The sequence below is a fragment of the Hymenobacter armeniacus genome, assembly GCF_014699055.1.
Lineage (GTDB): Bacteria > Bacteroidota > Bacteroidia > Cytophagales > Hymenobacteraceae > Hymenobacter > Hymenobacter armeniacus.
The window spans coordinates 937,317-959,620 of the sequence record NZ_JACXAC010000001.1 but is presented as its reverse complement, the minus strand read 5'-3'; the positions used below and the strand labels follow the sequence as shown (position 1 = coordinate 959,620).

Sequence of the window (22,304 nt, the reverse complement as noted above, 5' to 3'; positions counted from 1 at the left end):
GGGAGCCTTCCAACGAAGGTTCCCTACTCTTTTTTTGTTCGGGTCGGTTTGGCGCCGAGGCCGCCCCGGGCACTGTTTTCCTTCGGCGCCATGTTGCTGTAGAATACCCCTGAGTAACGAATGCCGCTGGCGGCGCTCGTTTTTGGCTGCTCGCCCGCTGTCGCTTTTCCAAGCAAACCCCGCTGATGTCCCAACCCCAAGCCATTACCAAATCCCTGGCGCTGCCCGACGGCCGCGTCATCTCCATCGAAACCGGCCGGCTGGCCAAATTCGCCGACGGCGCCGTAGTGGTGCGCCTCGGTGACACCATGCTGCTGGCCACGGTGGTGTCGGCCCCCAGCCAGCGCGAAGGCGTTGACTTCCTGCCGCTGTCGGTGGACTACCAAGAAAAATTCGGCTCGGCCGGCAAGATTCCCGGCTCGTTTCAGCGCCGTGAAGGCCGCCTGAGCGACTACGAAATCCTGATTTGCCGCCTCGTCGACCGCATCCTGCGGCCGATGTTCCCCAAAGACTACCACTACGAGGTGCAGGTGATGATTAACCTCATCTCGGCCGACAAAGAAGTGCAGCCTGACGCCCTGGCCGCCCTGGCCGCCTCGGCTGCCCTGGCTATTTCGGATATTCCGTTTGCCGGCCCAATTTCAGAAGTGCGCGTGGCGCGCATCGACGGTCAGTTCCAGATTAACCCCAAGACTTCGGACCTGGCTCGCGCCGACATGGACCTCATCGTGGGCGCCACCGGCGACTCGGTGGCCATGGTGGAAGGTGAGATGCACGAAGTGAGCGAGGAAGAAATGGTAGCGGCCATTGCTTTCGCCCACGAGGCCATCAAAGCCCAGGTGCAGCTGCAGCTTGATTTGGCGGCGGCCGTGGGCCGCACCGCCGACTCGCCCACCCGCGAGTACCCCAAGTACGAGGAGAACGAAGAGCTGAAAAAGCGCATTCATGACGCCATCTACCAAGGTGCGTACGATGTGGCCCGCAGCGGCAACACCAGCAAAGCCGGCCGCAAGGAAGGTTTCTCGCTGGTGAAAAAGGCCTTCCTGGAGCAGCTGATTGCGGAGCAGCCCGAACTGGACATGAAGATGTTCAGCCGCTACTACAGCTCGGCTGAGAAGAAAGCCATTCGCGACATGATGGTGAAGGAGCGGGTGCGCCTCGACGGCCGCCAGCTCACCGAAATCCGCCCCATCTGGTCGGAAATCAACTACCTGCCCGGCGCGCACGGCTCGGCCATCTTCACCCGCGGCGAAACGCAGAGCTTGACCACTGCCACGCTGGGCACCAAACTCGACGAGCAAATCATCGACCAGCCGCTGACCAAGGGCTTCTCGAAGTTCATGCTGCACTACAACTTCCCCGGTTACTCGACCGGCGAGGTGAAGCCCAACCGCGGCGCCGGCCGCCGCGAAATCGGCCACGGCAACCTGGCCATGCGCTCGCTGAAGCAAGTGCTGCCCTCGGAAGAGGAAAACCCCTACACCATCCGCATCGTGTCGGACATCCTGGAGTCGAACGGCTCGAGCTCGATGGCCACGGTGTGCGCCGGCTCGCTGGCGTTGATGGACGCCGGTGTGAAGGTTCGCGCCGCCGTAGCCGGCATTGCCATGGGCCTGGTGCAGGACAAGGAAACCGGTGAGTACGCCGTGTTGAGCGACATTCTCGGCGACGAGGACCACCTCGGCGACATGGACTTCAAGGTGACCGGCACGGAAAAGGGCATTTGCGCCTGCCAGATGGACATCAAAATCCAGGGCCTGAGCAACGAGATTCTGACCGCTGCCCTGCACCAGGCGCGGGAGGGCCGCCTGCACATCTTGGGCGAAATGGCCAAGACGATTTCGGCCCCCGCGCCGGAGCTGAAGCCTCACACCCCGCGCTCGCACAAGATGCTCATCGACAAAGAGTTTATCGGTGCCGTAATCGGGCCGGGCGGCAAGGTGATTCAGCAGATTCAGAAGGATACCAACGCCACGGTGATTATCGAGGAGAAGGACGAGAAGGGCCACGTAAGCATCTACGCCTCCAACCAGGAGGACATGCAGGGCGCCATCGACCGCATCCGCGCCATCGCGGCCCAGCCCGAAGTGGGCGAGGTGTACAAAGGCAAAGTGCGCAGCATTCAGCCCTATGGCGCTTTCGTGGAGATTATGCCGGGCAAAGACGGCCTGCTGCACATCTCGGAAGTGACGCACGAGCGGATTCAGACGCTGGAAGGCCTGTTGGAAGTGGGCCAGGATATCGACGTGAAGCTGGTGGAAATCGACAAGAAAACGGGCAAATACCGGCTCTCGCGCAAGGTGTTGCTGCCGAAGCCGGAGGCCGCCGCCGCCAGCAACGGCGAGGCGAAAGCCTAGCCAGACGCCCCAGCGCCGAACTAATGTCAGGGGGAGTCTGTTGGCTTCCTCTGACTTAGGGACTGGCCGGGCGGCTTTTTCTTACGTATAACCCCATCAGATATCGTTCTTACCTAGTCCCATGAGACAGCTAAAAATTAGTAAGCAGATTACCAACCGCGAAAGCCAGTCGCTGGACAAGTACCTCCAGGAGATTGGCAAGGTTGATTTGCTCACGCCCGACGAAGAGGTGACGCTGGCCCAGCGCATCCGCGACGGGGACCAGCAGGCGCTCGAGAAGCTGACCAAGGCCAACCTGCGCTTCGTGGTGTCGGTGGCCAAGCAATACCAGAACCAGGGCCTGAGCCTTGGCGACCTCATCAACGAGGGCAACCTCGGCCTTATCAAAGCCGCCAAACGCTTCGATGAAACCCGCGGCTTTAAATTCATTTCCTACGCCGTGTGGTGGATTCGTCAGTCCATCCTGCAGGCCCTGGCCGAGCAGAGCCGCATCGTGCGCCTGCCCCTGAACCGCGTGGGCTCGCTGAACAAAATCAGCAAATCCTTCTCGGAGCTGGAGCAGAAGTTTGAGCGCGAGCCGTCGCCGGAGGAAATTGCCGAAGTGCTGGAACTGACCACTTCCGAAGTGGTGGACACCCTGAAAATCTCGGGCCGCCACGTGTCGGTGGATGCGCCGTTTGTGCAGGGCGAAGAAAACCGCTTGCTCGACGTGCTCGAAAACGAGGACGAGGAGTCGCCGGACATGGCCCTGATGAACGACTCGCTCCGCAAGGAAGTGCAGCGTGCCCTGAGCACGCTCACCAAGCGCGAAGCCGACGTGATTACGCTGTATTTCGGCCTGAACGGCGAAGCCGCTCTCACGCTGGAAGAAATCGGCGAGAAGTTTAACCTGACCCGTGAGCGGGTGCGCCAGATTAAGGAGAAAGCCATTCGCCGCCTGCGCCACACCTCGCGCTCGAAAGCGCTGAAGCCGTATCTGGGCTAACTTCTGCGTAGTTTTGTTGTTGAAAAACCCCGGCTGTAAGGTTGGGGTTTTTTGTAGCACTTGCTTTCGCGGGTGCCTTTCACATCGACTTTAATATGCGCAAGCGGAAGCCTGCGCTCCCGTATGGAACACATTAAGTGCCTGATTATCGGCTCCGGTCCGGCTGGTTATACTGCCGCTATTTACGCCGCCCGCGCCAACATGGCGCCCGTTATGTACATGGGCCTGCAACCCGGCGGCCAGCTCACCATCACGAATGACGTGGAGAACTTCCCCGGCTACCCCGATGGCATTATGGGCCCCGAAATGATGGAAGACCTCAAAAAGCAGGCCGCTCGCTTCGGTACCGACATCCGCTACGGCATTGCCACGGCGGTTGATTTTTCGGTGACGCCGCGTCGCGTGACTATTGATGAAACCACCGAGTTGACGGCCGACGCCGTGATTATTGCCACCGGCGCCTCGGCCAAATGGCTGGGCATACCGTCGGAGGCCAAACTGAACGGCTCGGGCGTATCGGCCTGCGCCGTGTGCGACGGCTTCTTCTACCGCGGGCAGGAGGTGGCCATTGTGGGCGCCGGCGACACGGCGGCCGAAGAAGCCACTTACCTGGCCAACCTCGCCAGCAAGGTGACCATGATAGTGCGCAAAGGCGAGATGAAGGCCTCGAAAATCATGCAGAAGCGCGTGCTGGACAACCCCAAGATTGAGGTGCTGTTCAACACGGTGACGGATGAGATTCTGGGCGAGCACTCGGTGGAAGGCGTGCGGGTGAAAAACCTGCTGACCCACGAAACCAAGGAAATTCCCCTGACCGGCTTCTTTGTGGCCATCGGCCACGAGCCGAATTCCAAGATTTTCCAGCCGTACCTGCACCACGACGAGCAAGGCTACCTGAAAACCATTCCGGGCACGAGCAAGACCAACGTGGACGGCGTTTTTGCCTGCGGCGACGTGCAGGACTACACCTACCGTCAGGCCGTGACGGCTGCCGGTTCGGGCTGCATGGCGGCCCTCGACGCCGAGCGCTACCTGACGGCCGTGGGCATACACTAAAATTTGCCTTGTTGAGTTAGTGAAGGCGTGTTAGAAAAGACGAGCTTTGTGGTTCGTTTTTTCTAACACGCTTTGTTTAGACCAAACGGCACTACGGCGCACTGCTTCACGGTTGCGCCGGAAGCCTTTTTCTGTTCGCTTTTGACTTTCCTGAAAACAACTTACTGGCGCCCGGCGCTGCTGGTGCTGGGCCTGCTGTTGTGCCTGGCCGGGCTGACCCCGGCGCAGGCACAGCGCCGCAAGCCGCCGCGTACCAAGGCCAAGGCCGGCAACACGTCGGGCCGGTCCGACTTTTTCCGCATCAAGACGCCCAAGATGCGCTACGTGCGGCCCGATACGACCACGGTCATCGAAACCGAGGAAATTCCCGACGAGAATTCCGACGCTGCGAAGTCCATTTACTTCAACCCGGCCAAGAAGCTCAGCATTGTGAGCGAAGACACCACGACGCTGAACGACGGCGGCACGGAAATCGTGGAGATGTCGGAGGAAGTGCTCATCGACTCGTCGTGGGTAAAGGTGGCGGGCTACTACTCCATTTGGGACACGCACCGGGTGAACCCTTACCGCGTGGACGGCCGCAGCTACCGCGACTCGCTGAAGCTACGCCTCACCGACCCGCCGCGGCAGCGTTACGCCAAAATGCCCCTCGTGACCACGCCCATCACCTCGGGCTTTGCCTTCCGGGGCTACCGCTGGCACTACGGCATGGACCTGGACTTGGAAACCGGCGACTCGGTGAAGTCCGTGTTCGACGGCGTGGTGCGCATTCAGGCCTGGGACGGCGGCGGCTACGGCAACTACATTCTGGTGCGGCACTACAACGGCCTCGAAACCGTGTACGGCCACCTCAGTAAATCCCTCGTGACGGTGGGCACTTTCGTAAAGGCCGGCCAGCTCATCGGCTACGGCGGCAGCACGGGGCGCAGCACGGGCTCGCACCTGCACTTTGAGGTGCGTTACCAGGGCAACCCCATCAACCCGGTGCTGATGTACGATTTTCCCGGCTACAAGCTGCGGAAAGACAATTTCACCATCACCTCGCAGCTCTTCAATTACTACAGCCGGGCGCTGGGGCACCGCAGCAGTGGCAGCCGCAGCCAGCCCTCGCGGGCCCGCCAAACGGTGACGCACAAAGTGCGCTCGGGCGATACGCTCTCGGAGGTGGCCGAACGCTACGGCGTGCGCGTCAGCACCCTGCGCAAGCTGAACCCCGGCGTGAAAACCCTGCAACCGGGCAAAAAGCTGCGGATTAAGTAAGAACTCGTTGTCGGCTGGCAGGCCGTTTGGCTTCGACTGCGCTTGGCACCGGACAACCCTCACCCACCAACTAAATGAAACTCGATATTCTGGCTCTGGGGGCCCATCCCGATGATGTAGAAATGTCCTGCACCGGCACCCTGCTGGCCAGCAGGGCGGCTGGCAAAAAGGTGGGCATCGTTGACTTCACCCGGGGCGAACTGGGCACGCGCGGCACCCCGGCCACCCGGGCCGAAGAAGCCGCCGCTGCCAATAAGATTCTGGGCATTGACATCCGGGAGAACCTGGGGCTGCCCGATGGTTTTTTTCGCAACGACCGGGAGCACCAATTGCCGCTCATTGCCGCCATTCGCCGCTACCAGCCCGAGGTGGTGCTGGCCAACGCCATCTCGGACCGCCATCCCGACCACGGCCGCGCCGCCCAGTTGGCCATTGACGCCTGTTTCTTGGCCGGCCTGCGCATGATTGAAACCCTGGGCGACGACGGCCAGCCCCAAGAGGCCTGGCGCCCCAAAAACGTGTACCATTACATTCAGGACCGCCAGCTGCCGCCGGCTTTCGTGGTCGATATCACGCCGTATTGGGAAAAGAAGTGGGAGGCCATTCAGGCGTTTAAAACCCAGTTCTTCAATCCTGATTTGGACGCGCCGCAAACCTACCTTTCCAGCCAGGCTTTTAGCCGCTTTATGGAAGCGCGGGCGCGGGAGTTTGGTCACATCATCGGGGTAGAGTTTGGCGAGGGCTTCACTGCCGCGCGGCCGGTGGGCGTGCGCGAGGTAGGGGATTTGCTGTAGCGCATTAGCGTTTCCGGCGCCGCCCGTGCGGACTTAGCAATAAAAACCGGCCCGGTTGCGCTTGCAACCGGGCCGGTTTTTTTTCAGGCATTTTGCATTCATGCTGTCTCCGCGGGTGCTCACTCGCCCATTAGGGTGAGCAGCAGCGCGCGCCGGTCGCCGTGGTCGCGGTGCTCGCCCAGGTAGATGCCTTGCCAGGTGCCCAGTGCGAGGCGCCCGTTTGTGACTGGGATGCTGACGCTGCTGCCCAGTAGCGCGGCTTTCAGGTGGGCCGGCATGTCGTCGGGGCCTTCGGAAGTATGGCGGAAATAGGGGGCGTTTTCGGGAGCCACGCGGTTGAAAAACTGCTCAAAATCGTGGCGCACCGTGGGGTCGGCGTTTTCGTTGAGGCAGAGGCTAGCCGAGGTATGCTGAATGAACACGTGCAGCAGCCCGGCCCGCACCCGCGCCAGCTCGGGCAATTCCTGCAACACGTACTCGGTGATGAGGTGGAAGCCCCGGCGCATGGCCGGCAGCCGCAGCTGTTTCTGAAAAACCATTGGGGAAACGTCGAAAATTAGGCGCACATACGGTGCGCAAGCTCGCTAAGCGGCACCGATTGCCGAACAATTTACGCCCGGGCCGCGTCGTCTTTGTCGGGGCAAGCATGCCGAATTGTGCCAGCAGGGCATGGGTTGGCCAGCGCACGCGCCTGCTGCCACGGTTGTCCTGAAACTAAAGGAAATATTTCCCCGTTGTCAGGGAAATATTTCCCATCTTTGGGAAAGAATTAATTTTGCTCCCATGACTGCCACCGCCACCTCGCCCACCGCCGTGTATTCGCCCGCCCTGCGGGGGCTGCAAGCCACCGTGGCCGATTCCTTTGCCCTTGTGATGGAAGCCCGCAGCGGCGTGCCGGCCAAAATTGCCTTCGATGTGGCCGCCCTGCTCAAGCTCAGCGCCGACGAACTGGCCAACCTGCTGCACACCACCACCAAAACCCTGCGCGCCTACCGCGAGGGCAAAAAACGCCTCGGCCCCGCCGCCAGCGAGCAAGTTCTCAAACTGCTGGCTCTCGCCCGCCAGGGCGAAGAAGTGTTCGGCGCCCTGGCGGCCTTCCGCCGCTGGCTCGACAAGCCTGCCTACGGCCTTGACAACCAGCCGCCGCTGGCCCTGCTCGAAACCAGCGGCGGCATCGACCTGGTGGCCGACGAGGTCGACCGCATCGCCCACGGCGACTTGGCGTAGAGTGGAAATCTACCGCATCTGCCTGGCTAAATACGCCGGTGAACTCGTCGCCTCCGGCAACCCCGGCCGCTGGAACCTGCGCGGCCAGCTGGTCATCTACGCCGCCGGCAGCCGCGCCCTGGCCTGCCTCGAAAACGTGGTGCACCGCAGCGGCGAAGGCCTCAACAGCCTCTTCAAAGTCATCCGCATTGAAGTGCCCGACACGCTAGCCGTCGAGGAGCTGACGCTGGCCCAAATGCCCGAGGAGTGGCAGCTGCCGCGCCACTACGCCCGCTGTCAGCCTCTGGGTGATGATTGGTACCGCCGCCAAACGGCGGCCGTGCTGCGCGTGCCCTCGTCCATCATTGCCCACGAGCACAACTACGTGCTCAACACCCGCCACCCGGATTTTGGGCAAGTGAAGATTGTGGGGTGGGAGGATTTTGCGTTTGACCCGCGGATTAAAGAGGGCTAGTGGGCATCGTCTGATTTACGCGTCAACTCTTGGCAACCCTAAAGGAGAACGATTTACTATAAAGGTACTGCCCATAAAAAAGCCCGGCTTTATGCCGGGCTTTTCGCTTTATAGACTTAATAGAATAGAAAAGCAGCAAGCGGCCTACCGCACGCCCAGCCGGTTCCGACGCCATCCCGACGAACCCTCCGCGCCGGCCGTTTCCCCAGTTGCGGCGGCCGTTTTGGGTTTCTTCTCGCTTAGCAGCATGGCGCCCAGCGCGGCGGCTACTTTTGCCGTGGCCTCGTCCGGCGCGGCGGGGGCGAGTGTCGTGGGCGTGAAATGGTCCTTGATGAAGTTGGTGTCGAAATCGCCGCTCACGAAGGCGGGGTGCGTCAGCACGTAGGTACCAAAGGCCAGCGTGGTTTCAATGCCCGTGATTTTATACTCCTCGATGGCGCGCAGCATGCGGGCAATGGCCTCGGCGCGGTCGGCCCCAAAGGTGACCAGCTTGGCAATCATCGGGTCGTAGTAAATCGGAATGTCCATGCCCTGCTCAAAACCGTCGTCGACGCGCACGCCGGGACCCTGGGGGCGCACGTAGGTGCTCAGGGTGCCGATGTCGGGCAGGAAGTTGTTTTGCGGGTCTTCGGCGTACACGCGCAGCTCCAGGGCGTGGCCGGTGATGGTAAGGTCTTCTTGTGCGAAAGGCAGGGGGTAGCCCTCGGCCACGCGGATTTGCTCCTTCACCAGGTCGAGGCCGGTAATTTGCTCCGTCACGGGGTGCTCCACCTGCAGGCGGGTGTTCATCTCCAGGAAGTAGAAATTGCGCTTGTCGTCGAGCAGGAACTCCACCGTGCCAGCCCCGGCGTAGTTGCAGGCACGGGCCACGTCGACGGCGCAGCGGCCCATTTCGGCGCGTAGCTCGGGTGTAAGCACCGACGAAGGCGCTTCCTCAATCACCTTCTGATGGCGGCGCTGGATGCTGCACTCGCGCTCGAACAGGTGCACGATGTTGCCGTGCTCGTCGCCCAATACCTGGATTTCAATGTGGCGCGGGCCAGTCACGAACTTCTCAATGAACACCGCCCCATCGCCAAACGCCGACACGGCCTCGTTAATGGCCAGCTGCATCTGCTCCTCAAACTCGGCCGCATCGTTCACGATGCGCATGCCCTTGCCGCCGCCGCCGGCCGAAGCTTTAATCAGAATGGGAAAGCCCACCTCCTGCGCAATCTGCTTGGCGGCGGCCACGTCCGAAATGGCTTCGGCCGTGCCCGGCACCAGCGGAATGTTGTAGGCCTGCACCGCCTGCTTGGCCGAAAGCTTGTCGCCCATGATTTCCATGGCCTCGGGGCTAGGCCCTACGAAAATTAGGCCCGCCTCGCGCACCATGCGCGCAAAGCCGGCATTCTCGCTCAGGAAGCCGTAGCCGGGGTGAATGGCGTCGACGCCCAGCGCGCGGCACACTTCAAGGATTTTGTCGCCGCGCAGGTAGCTGTCTTTTGAGGCGGGCGGGCCCACGCACACGGCCTCGTCGGCGTAGCGCACGTGCAGGGCGTTGCGGTCGGCCTCGGAGTAGATGGCCACGGTGGCAATGCCCATTTCTTTGGCCGAGCGCAGCACGCGCAGGGCGATTTCGCCGCGGTTGGCGACGAGCAGCTTGGAGATTTTTTTCATGGGTGGGAGTGGGGCGGAGAATGGTGAGCGTATCCGGCCGTCGGGCAAAGGGGAGCGACGCCCGAGGGCCGGATTTGCGCTGTTTCGCTAAAGTCTGGCACAAAGAAACGGGCTAAGCGCGCGCCCTCCTCAAACATCGGCCCTGCCAAACCGTTATTAAGCCCAAATTATGTACAACGGCGGCCCGGGGTTACCTTTGTGATTAGGCAGGTATTGGGTTTTTGAAAATCAGCCCTTTTACCTGTTTACCGCCCTTTACTTCACCTCCATACCGTTTTTTCAGTGGATATTTTCGACCGGATTTCGGCGAACCGCGGCCCGCTTGGCTCGCACTCGCACTACGCCCACGGCTATTTCACGTTCCCCAAGCTCGAAGGCGAAATCAAGCCGCGCATGATGTTCCGGGGCAAAGAAGTGCTGACCTGGAGCCTCAACAACTACCTGGGCCTCGCCAACCACCCCGAAGTGCGCCAGGCCGACCGCGAAGGTGCCACCGATTACGGGATGGCCTATCCCATGGGCGCGCGCATCATGAGCGGCAACTCGACCCTGCACGAGCAGCTGGAGAATGAACTGGCCGATTTCGTGCACAAGCCCAGCGCCCTGCTGCTCAACTTCGGCTACCAAGGCGTGGTGAGCATCATCGACGCGCTGGTGAGCCGCCACGACGCCATTGTGTACGACGCCGAGTCGCACGCCTGCATCATCGACGGCGTGCGCCTGCACCAGGGCAAGCGCTTCGTGTTTCCCCACAACGACATCGCCAACCTCGAAAAGCAGCTGGAGCGCGCCAAGCGCCTCACCGACGAAACCGGCGGCGGCATCCTCGTGATTACGGAGGGCATGTTCGGCATGTCAGGCAACCTGGGCAAGCTGCGCGAAATCGTGGAGTTGAAGAAAAAGTACGACTTCCGCATCTTCGTCGACGATGCTCATGGTTTTGGCACGCTGGGCCCCACGGGTGCCGGAACGGCCGAACATTTGGGCTGCGTAGAGGGCGTAGACCTAATTTTTTACACCTTCGCCAAGAGCATGGCCAGCATCGGCGCGTTCGTGGCCGGGCCGGAAAGCGTTATTGAATATTTGCGTTACAATATGCGCAGCCAGATTTTCGCCAAATCGCTGCCCATGCCCCTCGTAATTGGTGCCCTGAAGCGCCTGGAGCTGATTCGCAACCACCCCGAATACCGCGAAAACCTCTGGACCGTGGTGCGCGCCCTGCAAAGCGGCCTGAAGGAAAAAGGCTTCAACATCGGCACCACCGAGTCGCCGGTGACGCCCGTGTTCCTGAACGGCGAAATCCCCGACGCTACGGCCCTAACCTTCGATTTACGCGAGAATCACGGCATTTTCTGCTCCATCGTGGTGTATCCGGTGGTGCCCAAGGGCGTGATTATGCTGCGCCTCATCCCCACGGCGGTGCACACGCTGGAAGACGTACAAGAAACGATTGCGGCGTTTGAGGCCGTGGCGACCAAGCTCGATAAGGGTCTTTACAGCAAAGCCCCCGCGGCCACGCAAACCGCCTAAAACGGCCCGCCAAGGCACATGGCGCCGGCTTCCCGAGAGGGGAGTCGGCGCTTTTGTTTTTGAACTATTCTAAGCTAAGGGGTTTAGCGCTACTTGCTGGAATCAAGGTTTTTTTTCCGAAAATCGGCCTCTGAAAGCCGGGAAGAGGGTTTTGAAAAAAAAGTGAAAAACTTGCTTGCATTTGAAATCCCTGTATATTAGGGCCGGCTTAACCGCTTAATACGCTCATTTTTCACCCCCAAACCCCAAACCCCAATGAACAACTTTGGTAAATTGAAGGACCTCGTAATGTCGCTGGAAGACGATTTCTCGAAATTCTACGACAAGCAGAACGCTGCCGCCGGCACCCGCGTGCGCAAAGGCATGCAGGAGCTGAAGACGATGGCTCAGGCGTTCCGCACCGAGGTGCAGAACACCAAGAACGCCGCTGCCGGTGCCGCCAAGGCTCCTGCTGCCGGTGGTGCCAAGAAGGCCGCTCCCGCCGCCAAAAAGGCTGCTCCTGCTGCTGCCAAGAAAGCTGCTCCTGCCAAAAAGAAGTAATCACGGATTCGCCGGATTCGGCGAATGTTGTAGATGACGAAAAAGGCCCCGCCAATTGGCGGGGCCTTTTTTTGTGGTGCCTGGGCGCGTTGGGCATGGGCGGTGCCCGCCTGACGCGCGGCTTCTCTACACCAATTCTACCAGGAAGTAGTCCTTCTTGCCCTTTTTCACCACCAAGTACTTGCCGTGCAGCGGGGCCAGGTCGGCGACCGGGGTTTCGGGCGAGGTGAGCTTGGCGCCGTTCACGCTCAGGCCGTTGGACTGGATGAGCTTGCGGGCTTCGCCGCGCGAGGACAAAATCTGCTTTTCGGTGGCGTCGCTCAGCAGCACGGCCACGTTGAGGTCGGCGGTGGCGGCGCGGGGCACGCGCAGGTGCGGCAGGCCGGCAAAGGCGTCGAGCAGCGTGGCTTCGGCCAAGGTGCTCAGGTCGCCGCCTTTGCCAAACAGCACCTCGGACGCGGCCACGGCGGCCTCGTAGGCAGCTTCGGAGTGCACCCGAATGGTGACGTCCTTGGCCAAAGCTTTCTGCAGGGTTTTGAGGCCGGGGTTTTGGGCGTGCTCGGCTTCGAGGGCCTCGATTTCCGGCTGGCTCAGCAGCGTGAACACGCGAATGAGGCGCGGGGCGTCGGCGTCTTCGGCGCGCAGGAAAAACTGGTAGAACTGGTAGGGCGTGGTGAGGGCGGGGTCGAGCCACACGGTGCCGGTTTCGGACTTGCCGTACTTAGTGCCGTCGGCTTTGGTGATGAGCTGGCCGGTGAGGGCATAGGCCTTGGCTTCGGTGCCTTCGGCGTTGGCCATGCGGCGAATGAGTTCGGTGCCGGTGGTGATGTTGCCCCACTGGTCGCTGGCGCCCATTTGCAGGGTCACGCCGAGGGTTTTGTTGAGGTGCACGAAGTCGTAGCCCTGCAGCAGCTGGTAGCTGAACTCGGTGTAGCTGATGCCGCTGCTGTCGCCGTCCTCGCCGCCGCCAATGCGCCGCTTCACCGAGTCCTTGGCCATCATATAATTCACGGTGAGGTGTTTGCCCACCTCGCGCAGAAATTGCAAAAAGCCGAAGTCCTTGAACCAGTCGTAGTTGTTCACGACCAGCGCTCCGGTGGGACCTTCGGAGAAATCCAGAAACTTCTCGAGCTGGGCCTGGATGCCGGCTTGGTTGCGGCGCAGGGTTGCTTCGTCGAGCAGGTTGCGCTCGGCCGATTTGCCGCTGGGGTCGCCAATCATGCCGGTGGCGCCGCCCACCAGGGCCACCGGGCGGTGGCCGGCGCGCTGCAGGTGCACCAGCAGCATGATGGTAGCCAGGTTGCCGATGTGCAGCGAAGCGGCGGTGGGGTCGAAGCCGATGTAGCCGGTGATGGGGGCATGCGTGGCCAGGTGCTCGGCGGTGCCGGGCATGGCGTCGTGGTACATGCCGCGCCAGGTTAGTTCTTCAAGGAGATTCAAGGGGGGAATGGCTGAATGGGTGAATGGGTGAATTGAAAACGGTTTCACCCGCAAAACGTGGCCCCAAAGGTACTAGGTGGCTTTACCTTTGCCAGACGGAAAGAATGGAACGCCCAAGCCATTCACCCATTCAGCCATTCACCCATTCCCCCCTTGATACAGGAAGCCGACGCCATCCTCAAGCAGCTGCAGCAACGGCAGTTTCAGCCCGTGTATTTTTTGCAGGGCGAAGAGCCATACTACATCGACGTGGTGGCCGAGTTGATTGAGAAAACGGCCTTGGCCGAGCACGAGCGCAGCTTCAACCAGGTGGTGGTGTACGGCAAGGACGTGGATGTGACCGCCATTCTGGGCCAAGCCAAGCGCTTTCCCATGATGGCCGAACGCTCAGTCGTCATCGTGAAGGAAGCCCAGACCGTGGCCGACCTGGAGCAGGAGCGGAGCTGGCCTTTTCTAGAGGCGTACCTCAAAAACCCGCTGCCCAGCACCGTGCTGGTGTTTTGCTATAAGCACAAAACCCTCGACAGCCGCAAGAAGCTGGGCAAGCTGCTCGCGGGCAAGGACTCGCCGGCCGTGCTGATGACCAGCAAAAAGCTCTACGACAGCCAGGTGCCGCAGTGGCTCACGGCCAACGTGCGGGCGCGCAACCTGCAAATCACGGGGCAGGCCACCGCCATGCTGGCCGAGTACATCGGGGCCGATTTGGGCCGGCTGGCCAATGAGGTAGACAAATTGGTGCTCAACCTCAAGCCCAACCAGCCCATCGACGAAGAGCTGGTGCAGCGGCTGGTGGGCATCAGCAAGGACTACAACATATTTGAGCTGCAAAAAGCCTTGGTGCAGCGCGACGTGCTGAAGGCCAACCGCATTCTGGGCTATTTCGCCGCCAATCCCAAAGCCAACCCGCTGATTCCGAACCTCACGCTGCTGTTCAACTTCTTTACCAAGCTGCTGGTGTTGCATCAGGCCGGCGCCAACCCGCCCGATGGCGTGTATAAAAGCCTGGGCATCATGAACAGCTTTGCCCAGAAGGAATATCAGCAGGCCCTGCGCGTCTACCCGATAGAGCGGGTGGTGGGCATCATTCACGACATCCGGCGGGCCGATGCCCAGAGCAAGGGCATCGAAAGCGGCTCGATGGACGACGCCGAAATACTGCGGGAACTGGTGTGGCTGATATTGCATCCGGTGCCGGCCGGGGTGCTGGGGTAACAACCGGCCCGGCGGGGGCGTAGAAGGCGGGTATTTCACTTTAAACCTGATTTCACTCATGAGCAATACCCTTGGTGGCATGATTGCCGGCCTGTTTGGCGGCCGCACAAACGAAGACGGCACGCGTGCCGGTGGTTCTACGGGCGGCAGCCTGGTCAAAGGCGCCCTGCTGGCCGCCGGTGCCGCGTACCTCTACAAGCGCTACAAAAACGGCAACCTGAACCTGCCCAACGTGCCCAAGTTCAAGTAGTCGAACGACGCTTCAATTGGAAAAAGCCCCGGTAGCACCTGCTGCCGGGGCTTTGTTGTAGGGGCGGGGCCCGCCCCTCCGTGGTTCGGGACCACGAAGTCATTTCAGACAGCCAACGGCTCCGCAAGGCATTCAACGCATCTGATAGCGCATCCAACGGCTCCGGAAACGCGTCCAACGGTTCCGCAAGGCATCCAATGGCCCCGGAAATTCATTCAATGGCCCCGCAAGTCAATCAACAGCCCCAAAACGTCATCCAACGGCAACTGTACTTTCGTCAGTCGTTTAGTTCAAGCTCTCATGCGCGCCCACATTCACTTCCATCGCGGCATTCCGCAAAGCGTCAACAACTACCTGGCAATGGACGGCTTCCAGCAGATGGGCTGGGAAATCGTGCCTTATACCGATGCCGAGCCTGTGTGCGAGCATGCGCCGGATGAGGTGGTGGTGGGCCACATTGCGGCCGTGCGGGCCAGCCTGCGGGCGCTGGGCCGGCCGGTACCGCCCGAACTGGGCTACCCGGCGGCGCTGCGCCCGTTTCTGGGGCGGCGGCTGTGGCAGAGTACCATCAATGCCGTGGCGGCCGATGCCAGCCTGTGGCCGGTATTTGTGAAGCCGATGCACCAAACCAAGAAGTTTACGGGCGTACTGGTGCGCCGAATCGGGGACTTGGTGGGGTGTGGCGACCAGTATGAGGATACGCAGGTGTGGTGTGCCGACCCTGTGCGAATGGTTGCCGAATGGCGCTGCTTTGTGCGCTACGGCCAAGTGCTGGATGTGCGGCCGTACAAAGGCGACTGGCGTGCCCACTTCGACCGGCAAGTAGTGGAGCAGGCCCTGGCGGCATATTTGCCCGAGGCGCCGGCGGCTTTTGCGCTGGACGTAGCGGCTACCGCCACCGGCGCGACCGTAGTAGTGGAAGTGAACGAAGGGTACGCGCTGGGCGCCTATGGCCTGACGCCGCTGGCCTACGCCAAATTTCTGTCGGCCCGCTGGGCCGAGATGACGGGTAGCGTGGACTACTGCCGCTTCTAAGTAACCCGCTGTGGCCCCGGGTTGGCAATGAAACCTCTTATTTGCCGTTGGCGGGGCAACCTACGGGCTTTTATCGCTACTTTTGGCCAGTTCCCGGGCCCGGTGCGGCCCCTCCACGCAAGGTATTTACATGAAGCTATTTCCCCGGCTGGCGCTAGCCGCCGCCCTGAGCGCGGCGGCCCCGCTGGCAGCGCAGGCCCAGCAGTCCCAGGTTTTTGCGTCCGACGAACGGCATTTTCAGGAAGGGTTGGAGCTGTTTGACCGCGGCCAGTACGGGGCCGCGCAGGAGGCCTTTCGGCAGTACCTGGCCATCGAGCCGGTGCACACCAGCCAGGGCGGCGCCGCGGCCCGCGACCGCACCGCCGACGCCGAGTATTACGTGGCCGTGAGCGGCCTCTACCTTTCGCACCCCGACGCCGAAGGCCTCATCCTCGATTTTGCGGCGCAGCACCCGGCCCACCCGCGCGCCGCGGCGGCCTACTTCGAGTTGGGCAAGTTCTATTTCGACCAGAAAAACTACGAGGCCGCCATCCGCTACTTCCAGAAGGTAGCGCCCGACAACCTCAGCAACGACCAGCGCGCCGAGTCGGACTTCAAGCTGGCCTACAGCTATTTTGAGCAGAAGGACTACGAGAAGGCCCGCTTGCTTTTCGACCGCAACAAGCAGGTGCAAAGCCAGTACAAGTACGCCAGCTCGTACTACGCGGGCTACCTGGCCTACCGCGCCGGCGACTACGCCGCGGCCCGCACCGACCTGGCCGTGGCCGAGCAGAACGATGCCTACCAGCTCGTGGTGCCGGCCGTTATGACCCAGATTTACTACCGCGAAGGCAACTTCGACGGCCTGATAGGCTACGCCACCAAGGCCCTGCAAAACACCCCGCCGCCGCAGAACTCCGACGAAATCCAGCTGCTGCTCGGCGACGCTTACTACCAGAAAGGCCAATACAAGGAGGCGGCCGAAAACTTCGATAAGTACGCGGCCATTCACAAGGGCAAAATTGAGCCGGCGCTGCAGTACAAAATTGGCTTTGCCAACTACAAGATGGGCGACTTCAAGGGCGCCATAGCCAGCCTGCGCAACGTGGCCGTGCGCCGCGACTCGCTGGGCCAGAATGCCGCCTACCACCTGGGCCTGAGCTACCTGCAGACCAACCAGAAGCCGCAGGCGGTCACGGCCTTTGAGGCGGCGCGGCAGTCGACGTTTGACAAGGGCATTGCCGAAAACGCCACGCTCAAGCTGGGCCAGGTGCAGTACGAGCAGGGCAATCTGCCCGAAACCATTGCCGTGCTGCGCGATTTCCGCAAGAAGTTTCCCCGCTCCAAAAACCAGCCCATCGTCGACGACCTGCTGAGCAACAGCTTCCTGTCCTCGACCGACTACAACCAGGCACTGACCTATCTCGAAGGCCTGGAAGACCGCAGCGCCAAGCTGGACGCTACCTACCAGCGCGTGGCCTACTCGCAGGCCGCCACGCTCTACAACAACGGCAATTACTCCGAGGCGCTGCCGCTGCTGGACAAGTCGCTGAAATACCCGGCCGACGACGCCCTCCGCGCGGCGGCCCAGGTGCTGCGGGGCGAAATTTTCAGCGTGGGCCAGAAGTACCAGGAGGCCATCACGGCCTACGTAGCGGCGGCCCGCTCGGCCCGGCAGGGCGGCGTGAGCCCCGAAGAGGCCGACTTTGAGCAGAAAGCCCGCTACGGCCTGGGCTATGCCTACTACAACACCAAGCAGTACGACCGCGCCCGGCCGCAGTTCCAGGCCTATGTGAGCGACATCGACGCCAAACCTTCGGACCCGAACTACTACGACGCTACGCTGCGCCTGGCCGATACCTACTACGTGGCCAAAAGCTACCAGCAAGCGCTGGATTTGTACGACAAGGTCATCAAGGCCAATGCCGCCGACAAAGACTACGCCTACTACCAAAAAGGCCGCACGCTGGGCCTGATGGGCCGCCGCGACGAAGCCAGCTCGACCCTCGCGGCCCTACTCAAAACCAGCCCCAACTCGCGCTACGCCGAGGAGGCGGTGTTTCAGCAGGCGCAGCTATCGTTTGAGGCCGGCGAGTACCAGCCGGCCGTGGACGGCTTCACCAGGCTGATTGCCAACCGCCCCAACAGCCCGCTTATGCCGCAGGCCCTGCAAAAGCGCGGCGTGGCCTACGCCAACCTGCAGCAGCAGGAAAAAGCCGTGGCCGACTTCCAGAAAGTGCTGACGGACTACCCGCGCAGCGAAGCTGCCTCGCAGGCCATCTATAGCCTGCAGGAGAGCCTGACGGCGCTGGGCCGCACCGAGGAGTTCGACGCAGCGCTGGCCTCTTTCAAGATTCAGAACCCCGACAGCAAGGCCACCGAAAGCGTGGAGTTCGAAGCGGCGAAGTCGCTGTATCTGGCTGAGAAATACAAGCCCGCCATTCTGCGCCTGGAGTCGTACTTGAAGCAGTACCCGCAGTCGGCCCTGGGGCCGGATGCCCGCTTCTTCCTGGCTGATTCCTACGTGAAAACCGGCGACCGGCAGCAGGGCCTGGCTCGCCTGCGCGACGTGGTGACCGAAGGCAAAAGCGAGTTTCTGAACCGCGCCGTGGGCCGCCTCGCCGACCTGGAGTTCGAAAACAAGAACTACGCCGAGGCCGCCAAATATTACGAGCGCCTGCGCGGCGCCAGCACCAACCGCCGCGAGGTGGCCAACGCCACCCTCGGCCAGATGCGCAGCCTCTACGAAGTGGGCGACTACGCCGGCACCCGCCGCGTGGCCGAAGAGCTGCGCGCCCAGGCCGGCGCCACCGCCAACGCCACCAATGCCGCCCTGCTGTACCTGGGCAAGGCCAGCTACCGGGCCGAGAACTACGACCAGGCCGCGACCGAGCTGGCTGCCGCCGTCACGGCCGCGCCCAACGACGTGAACGGCGCCGAAGCCCAGTATTTCCTAGCCCAGACGCTGTTTAAGCAAAAGAAAAACGAGGAGGCCATTGCCGCCGCCCTCAAGGTGAATGCCAACTACAGCAGCTACGCGCTGTGGCAGGGCCGGGCCTTCCTGCTGGTGGCCGATGTGTACGCGGCCGAAGGCGACAACTTCCAAGCCCGCGGCACGCTGAATTCGCTCATCGACAACAATTTCCCGGTGGCTGAAGTGGTCGAGGCGGCCAAGCAGCGCCTCAAAACCCTGGGCGCCGACCAGCCCGAAGAACCCGCCGAGCCCAAAACCACTCCGAAGGCACCCGCCAAGGCCCCGGCCAAAACGCCTGCGCCCACTGGCAAGCCGGCCTCCACGCCGGCCCCCACCAAGGGCAAAGCCGCCGTGCCCCGCACCAACCTGCGCGGCACCACCACCGCCCCGGCCGATACGGCCACCCAGCGCTAACATCGGCGCATTTACTCACTGAATAATTGATTGCTGATGAAGCGTTTGTCAACTAATAATACGTCGTCGAAAGCGCGCCGGGGCGCAGGCCTGGCCCTGGCCGTCGTGCTGGTGGGGGCCGCCGCGCCCGCCGCCATGGCCCAGCCCACCAAGGGCAAAACCACGGGCAAGATTGAAGAGGCCGAGATTGAAATCGTGAAGGAGCGGGTGAACCAGCTGCCCGAAGCCACCCGCAACTTCTCCAAAATCGCGCTGCCGGCGCCGCCTCAGACCGAGCGCAAAGTCACCTACACCTTCTCCGATTTTCGCCTGCCGGCCGACCGCCTGAATCCTTCGGTGAAGGTGCTGACCATTCGGGCCGAGGAGCCCACGCCGCTCACCGGCAACCTGGTGAAAGTGGGCATCGGCAACTACGGCACGTTCTACGGCCGGGGCTATTTCCACAGCACCCGCAACACCGACCACGCCTACGGCCTCGACATCAAGCACGTCAACTCCCTGAACGGCCCCGTGGACGGGAAAAACTCCAGTGTGGCCGAAACTAGTGCCCACCTCATGGGCGAGCTGTACCGCGGCACCGCGGCCTTCGGGGCCAACCTGGACCTGGGCCGGGAGCGCTACAACTTCTATGGCTACGAAAAGGCCGCCAACGGCACGCCCGTGGCCACGCCCGAAGCCGGCGACATCAAGCAAGTATTCAACCGCTTTGCCGTGAAGGGGTACGCCCACAACCGCGACCCCGAGCAGGTGCTGCAGTACGACGCCAGCCTGGGCTACCGCTACTGGAGCGACATCTTTGCCGCCAACGAAAACGACGTGCGCCTCAACGCCAAGCTGGGCTACGCCCTGGGCGAGTCGAGCCGCATCACGCTGAACGGCGAAGCGTCCTTTATTGCCGAGAAAGACCTGGCCCCGGCCAAGCCAAACGTGGCCGCCGAGCAGGTGACCCGCACGCGCACTTTCGTGCAGGCGACGCCGGCCTATGAGTTTATGCGCAACAACATTGCCTTTTCGGTAGGCGCCACGCTGGGCTATTCCTCCGACACGGCCACCAATGTGAGCAAGGCGGTGATTTACCCCGCCGTGCGCCTGGGCTACACCATCGAGCCCGAGAAATTTATGGTGTATGCGGGCCTGGGCGGCTCTTTGCAGCGCGTGACCCGCTACGACCTCACCACCGAAAACCCCTGGCTGAACCGCGGCCTGAACGTAGCTGACACGCACCGCGGGCCCACCATCTACGCGGGTTTCACCTCCACGCCGGCCCGCGGGCTCGAGTTCAACGCCCGCGCCACCTACGCCCGCGACCGCAACCTCTATTTCTACCTCAACAACCCCATCGACCCCAGCCGCTTCGACCTCGTGTACGACCAGAACGCCACCGGCGTGCTCAACCTGCACGGTGAGCTGCTGTACAACGCTGCTGAAAAATTCCGCCTCGGCACCCGGATGGATTTCAACAAATACGCCCTCAAAAACCTGCCCCAGCCGTTTCACCGGCCCGAGTACCAAGCCTCGGTTTTCGGCACTTACAACGTGTTTGAGAAGCTGATGGTGGGCGTAGAAGGATACTTTTTCTCGGCCAGCTACGGCATCAGCTACCGCCCGGCCTCCGTGGCGGGCGCCGCCCGCGTGCCCGATTTTTACCGGGCCACCGACCCCATCATCGACCTAAACCTGCGCGCCGATTACCGCATTACGCCAAAAATATCCATCTTTGTAATGGGTAATAACCTTGCAAACCGCCAATACCAGCGCTTTTACGGCTATCCGGTGAAGGGCATTAACGTCATTGGCGGCGCGAGCTACACTTTCTGAGGTGACAGAAACAGGTCCGCGGTTACGAAGCAAATTGCAGCTAACGCAATGAGCCGTAACCCGATGACTCGCCGCTGTTAACTCATAATTTTTAATTGATACAATGCATTTAGCCGACCACATCCGTCCTTTGCTCCGCGACCACGACTGCGTGATTATTCCGGATTTTGGAGGATTGGTGGCCGATGCTTCGCCGGCTCGCGTGCAGCCCGGCCGCCAGGCCCTGGGCCCGCCTACCAAGCTGGTGGCCTTCAACCAAGCCCTGACCCGCAACGACGGCCTGCTCGTCGACGCCCTGAGCCAGCACCTGGGCCTGCCCATCGCGCAAGCCCGCGAAGCCGTGCGCGCTGCCGTGGCCGGCCTCAAGCAGGAGCTCGACGAAACCAACCGCACCGAACTGCCCGGCATCGGGATTTTCCGTCGCGCCGCCGGCCGTGGCCTGGCTTTCGAATACACCGGTTCCGACAACCTGCTGGCCTCGGCTTATGGGCTGCCCGAGTTGGTGGCGCGTCCCGTGCGAGCCAACGACGCCCGCAGCAAGCGCCCGCAGCCGGCTTTGCGCGGCGCCTCCACGCGGCGCACCCGCGTGGCGCGCCTGCTGCCGGGCGGCATCATTGCCCTGGCGGCGGGGCTGCTTTTTTTGGCCAACTACCAGTTTCTGGTGAACCGCAATATGGTTTCGGCCAAGTGGCAAAATCAACTGCCCAAGCTGGAATGGGCGCAGCAGCGCACTTCGGGTGCCGCCTCCCTGTCGGAACCCCAGCAGGCTACGCTGGGCCAGCGCACCTTTACCAGCGCCGAAACGGCTGCCGAAGGCCTGACGCCGCTCAATGCTTCGGAAGCTTCGGCGCCCGCTGCCCCTGTGGCGCAGCCCATCCCCACGCTGGAGACCCCGACCGCCAAGACAGTAGAGCCGGCAGCTATTGTTGCCGCAACAACGCCGGTGACTGAGCCCAAAGCTTTGGCCAACACGGTGGAAACCCCGGTTGCGGCTGCCAAGCCCGCCGTTGCTCCGGCAGCGGTTGCGCCCGCGCTGCCTAAGGCCAAAGCCCCCGCGGCCACCAACTCGGTTACAATTAAAAACCGCACAGGGCGTTACTACGTCATTGCCGGCGCCTACGGCAGCTTAGCCAACGCCGAAAAGGGCCGCAAAATCCTGGCCCGCAACGGTCATAATGCCCGCATCATCCTGCCGCCTTTTGGCAGCCGCCTGTTCCGCCTCACGGCCGGCGACTACGCCGACCTGGCCTCGGCCCAGCGCGAAGCCCAGCGTCTGCGCGTGAGCACGCACTGCGACTACAATACGTTGAAATTTTAATC

17 protein-coding genes and 1 pseudogene are annotated in these 22,304 nt (G+C 62.0%); 15 read left to right on the top strand and 3 right to left on the bottom strand.

Translation table 11 applies throughout. The annotated features are described in order from the left end of the window. Window positions 1-185 precede the first annotated feature (185 nt). The 5 genes from pnp (at window position 186) to bshB1 (ending at window position 6,452) form a co-directional block, all read left to right on the top strand. Window positions 186-2,357, top strand: coding sequence for a polyribonucleotide nucleotidyltransferase (pnp, locus tag IC234_RS04215; protein WP_190922564.1), 2,172 nt, complete (start codon window positions 186-188; stop codon window positions 2,355-2,357). A 121-nt stretch (window positions 2,358-2,478) separates the two neighbouring features. Then, entirely contained in the window at window positions 2,479-3,342 is an 864-nt protein-coding gene (locus tag IC234_RS04210; RefSeq protein ID WP_035566352.1) for a sigma-70 family RNA polymerase sigma factor, read from the top strand. Window positions 3,343-3,465: 123 nt separating this feature from the next. Further along, a complete protein-coding gene (gene trxB / locus IC234_RS04205; protein WP_190922563.1) occupies window positions 3,466-4,398 on the top strand; it encodes a thioredoxin-disulfide reductase in 933 nt (310 codons plus the stop codon). Window positions 4,399-4,539: 141 nt separating this feature from the next. Continuing rightward, on the top strand, window positions 4,540-5,658 hold the full coding sequence (locus IC234_RS04200) for a M23 family metallopeptidase (RefSeq protein WP_223827450.1): 1,119 nt from the start codon (window positions 4,540-4,542) through the stop codon (window positions 5,656-5,658). Window positions 5,659-5,732: 74 nt separating this feature from the next. Further along, a complete protein-coding gene (bshB1, locus tag IC234_RS04195) occupies window positions 5,733-6,452 on the top strand; it encodes a bacillithiol biosynthesis deacetylase BshB1 (protein ID WP_190922562.1) in 720 nt (239 codons plus the stop codon). A 119-nt stretch (window positions 6,453-6,571) separates the two neighbouring features. On the opposite strand, the gene IC234_RS04190 is transcribed toward bshB1, so the two are convergent. Then, on the bottom strand, window positions 6,572-6,991 hold the full coding sequence (locus tag IC234_RS04190) for a secondary thiamine-phosphate synthase enzyme YjbQ (RefSeq protein ID WP_190922561.1): 420 nt from the start codon (window positions 6,989-6,991) through the stop codon (window positions 6,572-6,574). Between the two features lie 244 nt (window positions 6,992-7,235). Here IC234_RS04190 and parS point away from each other — a divergent pair, with 244 nt between their 5' ends. Both parS and IC234_RS04180 read left to right on the top strand, forming a co-directional pair. Continuing rightward, window positions 7,236-7,679 (top strand): type II RES/Xre toxin-antitoxin system antitoxin, encoded by a 444-nt coding sequence (gene parS, locus IC234_RS04185; protein ID WP_190922560.1) that lies wholly within the window; start codon window positions 7,236-7,238, stop codon window positions 7,677-7,679. 1 nt (window position 7,680) lies between these two features. Beyond that, on the top strand, window positions 7,681-8,133 hold the full coding sequence (locus IC234_RS04180) for an RES family NAD+ phosphorylase (protein WP_190922559.1): 453 nt from the start codon (window positions 7,681-7,683) through the stop codon (window positions 8,131-8,133). A gap of 144 nt (window positions 8,134-8,277) precedes the next feature. On the opposite strand, the gene accC is transcribed toward IC234_RS04180, so the two are convergent. After that, window positions 8,278-9,792: an acetyl-CoA carboxylase biotin carboxylase subunit gene (gene accC, locus IC234_RS04175; RefSeq protein ID WP_190922558.1), complete on the bottom strand. Its 1,515-nt coding sequence runs from the start codon at window positions 9,790-9,792 to the stop codon at window positions 8,278-8,280. 282 nt (window positions 9,793-10,074) lie between these two features. Here accC and IC234_RS04170 point away from each other — a divergent pair, with 282 nt between their 5' ends. Both IC234_RS04170 and IC234_RS22140 read left to right on the top strand, forming a co-directional pair. After that, window positions 10,075-11,322, top strand: coding sequence for an aminotransferase class I/II-fold pyridoxal phosphate-dependent enzyme (locus tag IC234_RS04170; RefSeq protein WP_190922557.1), 1,248 nt, complete (start codon window positions 10,075-10,077; stop codon window positions 11,320-11,322). Between the two features lie 255 nt (window positions 11,323-11,577). Next, a pseudogene (locus IC234_RS22140) lies at window positions 11,578-11,748 on the top strand (histone H1); the annotation flags it as partial. A gap of 240 nt (window positions 11,749-11,988) precedes the next feature. On the opposite strand, the gene tyrS reads toward IC234_RS22140, so the two are convergent. Continuing rightward, on the bottom strand, window positions 11,989-13,302 hold the full coding sequence (tyrS, locus tag IC234_RS04160) for a tyrosine--tRNA ligase (RefSeq protein WP_190922555.1): 1,314 nt from the start codon (window positions 13,300-13,302) through the stop codon (window positions 11,989-11,991). A 153-nt stretch (window positions 13,303-13,455) separates the two neighbouring features. Between tyrS and holA the strand changes: the two genes are divergently transcribed. From holA to IC234_RS04130, 6 genes are all read left to right on the top strand, one after another. Beyond that, on the top strand, window positions 13,456-14,514 hold the full coding sequence (gene holA / locus IC234_RS04155; protein WP_190922554.1) for a DNA polymerase III subunit delta: 1,059 nt from the start codon (window positions 13,456-13,458) through the stop codon (window positions 14,512-14,514). Between the two features lie 58 nt (window positions 14,515-14,572). Then, the gene (locus IC234_RS04150; protein WP_190922553.1) at window positions 14,573-14,764 is read left to right on the top strand and encodes a hypothetical protein; all 192 of its coding nucleotides are present in this window, start codon (window positions 14,573-14,575) and stop codon (window positions 14,762-14,764) included. Between the two features lie 300 nt (window positions 14,765-15,064). Beyond that, on the top strand, window positions 15,065-15,799 hold the full coding sequence (locus tag IC234_RS04145) for an ATP-grasp domain-containing protein (protein ID WP_190922552.1): 735 nt from the start codon (window positions 15,065-15,067) through the stop codon (window positions 15,797-15,799). 130 nt (window positions 15,800-15,929) lie between these two features. Beyond that, window positions 15,930-19,166, top strand: coding sequence for a tetratricopeptide repeat protein (locus IC234_RS04140; protein WP_190922551.1), 3,237 nt, complete (start codon window positions 15,930-15,932; stop codon window positions 19,164-19,166). A gap of 36 nt (window positions 19,167-19,202) precedes the next feature. Next, window positions 19,203-20,984 (top strand): TonB-dependent receptor, encoded by a 1,782-nt coding sequence (locus IC234_RS04135; RefSeq protein ID WP_190922550.1) that lies wholly within the window; start codon window positions 19,203-19,205, stop codon window positions 20,982-20,984. Window positions 20,985-21,087: 103 nt separating this feature from the next. Beyond that, a complete protein-coding gene (locus tag IC234_RS04130) occupies window positions 21,088-22,302 on the top strand; it encodes an HU domain-containing protein (RefSeq protein WP_190922549.1) in 1,215 nt (404 codons plus the stop codon). The last annotated feature ends 2 nt before the right edge of the window (window positions 22,303-22,304 follow it).

Excerpts from the sequence above, each read along its gene's own strand:
- pnp (WP_190922564.1), top strand. The coding sequence starts at position 186 with ATGTCCCAACCCCAAGCCATTACCAAATCCCTGGCGCTGCCCGACGGC.
- IC234_RS04210 (WP_035566352.1), top strand. The coding sequence starts at position 2,479 with ATGAGACAGCTAAAAATTAGTAAGCAGATTACCAACCGCGAAAGCCAG.
- trxB (WP_190922563.1), top strand. The coding sequence starts at position 3,466 with ATGGAACACATTAAGTGCCTGATTATCGGCTCCGGTCCGGCTGGTTAT.
- bshB1 (WP_190922562.1), top strand. The coding sequence starts at position 5,733 with ATGAAACTCGATATTCTGGCTCTGGGGGCCCATCCCGATGATGTAGAA.
- IC234_RS04190 (WP_190922561.1), bottom strand. The coding sequence starts at position 6,991 with ATGGTTTTTCAGAAACAGCTGCGGCTGCCGGCCATGCGCCGGGGCTTC.
- parS (WP_190922560.1), top strand. The coding sequence starts at position 7,236 with ATGACTGCCACCGCCACCTCGCCCACCGCCGTGTATTCGCCCGCCCTG.
- accC (WP_190922558.1), bottom strand. The coding sequence starts at position 9,792 with ATGAAAAAAATCTCCAAGCTGCTCGTCGCCAACCGCGGCGAAATCGCC.
- IC234_RS04150 (WP_190922553.1), top strand. The coding sequence starts at position 14,573 with ATGAGCAATACCCTTGGTGGCATGATTGCCGGCCTGTTTGGCGGCCGC.
- IC234_RS04145 (WP_190922552.1), top strand. The coding sequence starts at position 15,065 with ATGCGCGCCCACATTCACTTCCATCGCGGCATTCCGCAAAGCGTCAAC.
- IC234_RS04140 (WP_190922551.1), top strand. The coding sequence starts at position 15,930 with ATGAAGCTATTTCCCCGGCTGGCGCTAGCCGCCGCCCTGAGCGCGGCG.
- IC234_RS04135 (WP_190922550.1), top strand. The coding sequence starts at position 19,203 with ATGAAGCGTTTGTCAACTAATAATACGTCGTCGAAAGCGCGCCGGGGC.
- IC234_RS04130 (WP_190922549.1), top strand. The coding sequence starts at position 21,088 with ATGCATTTAGCCGACCACATCCGTCCTTTGCTCCGCGACCACGACTGC.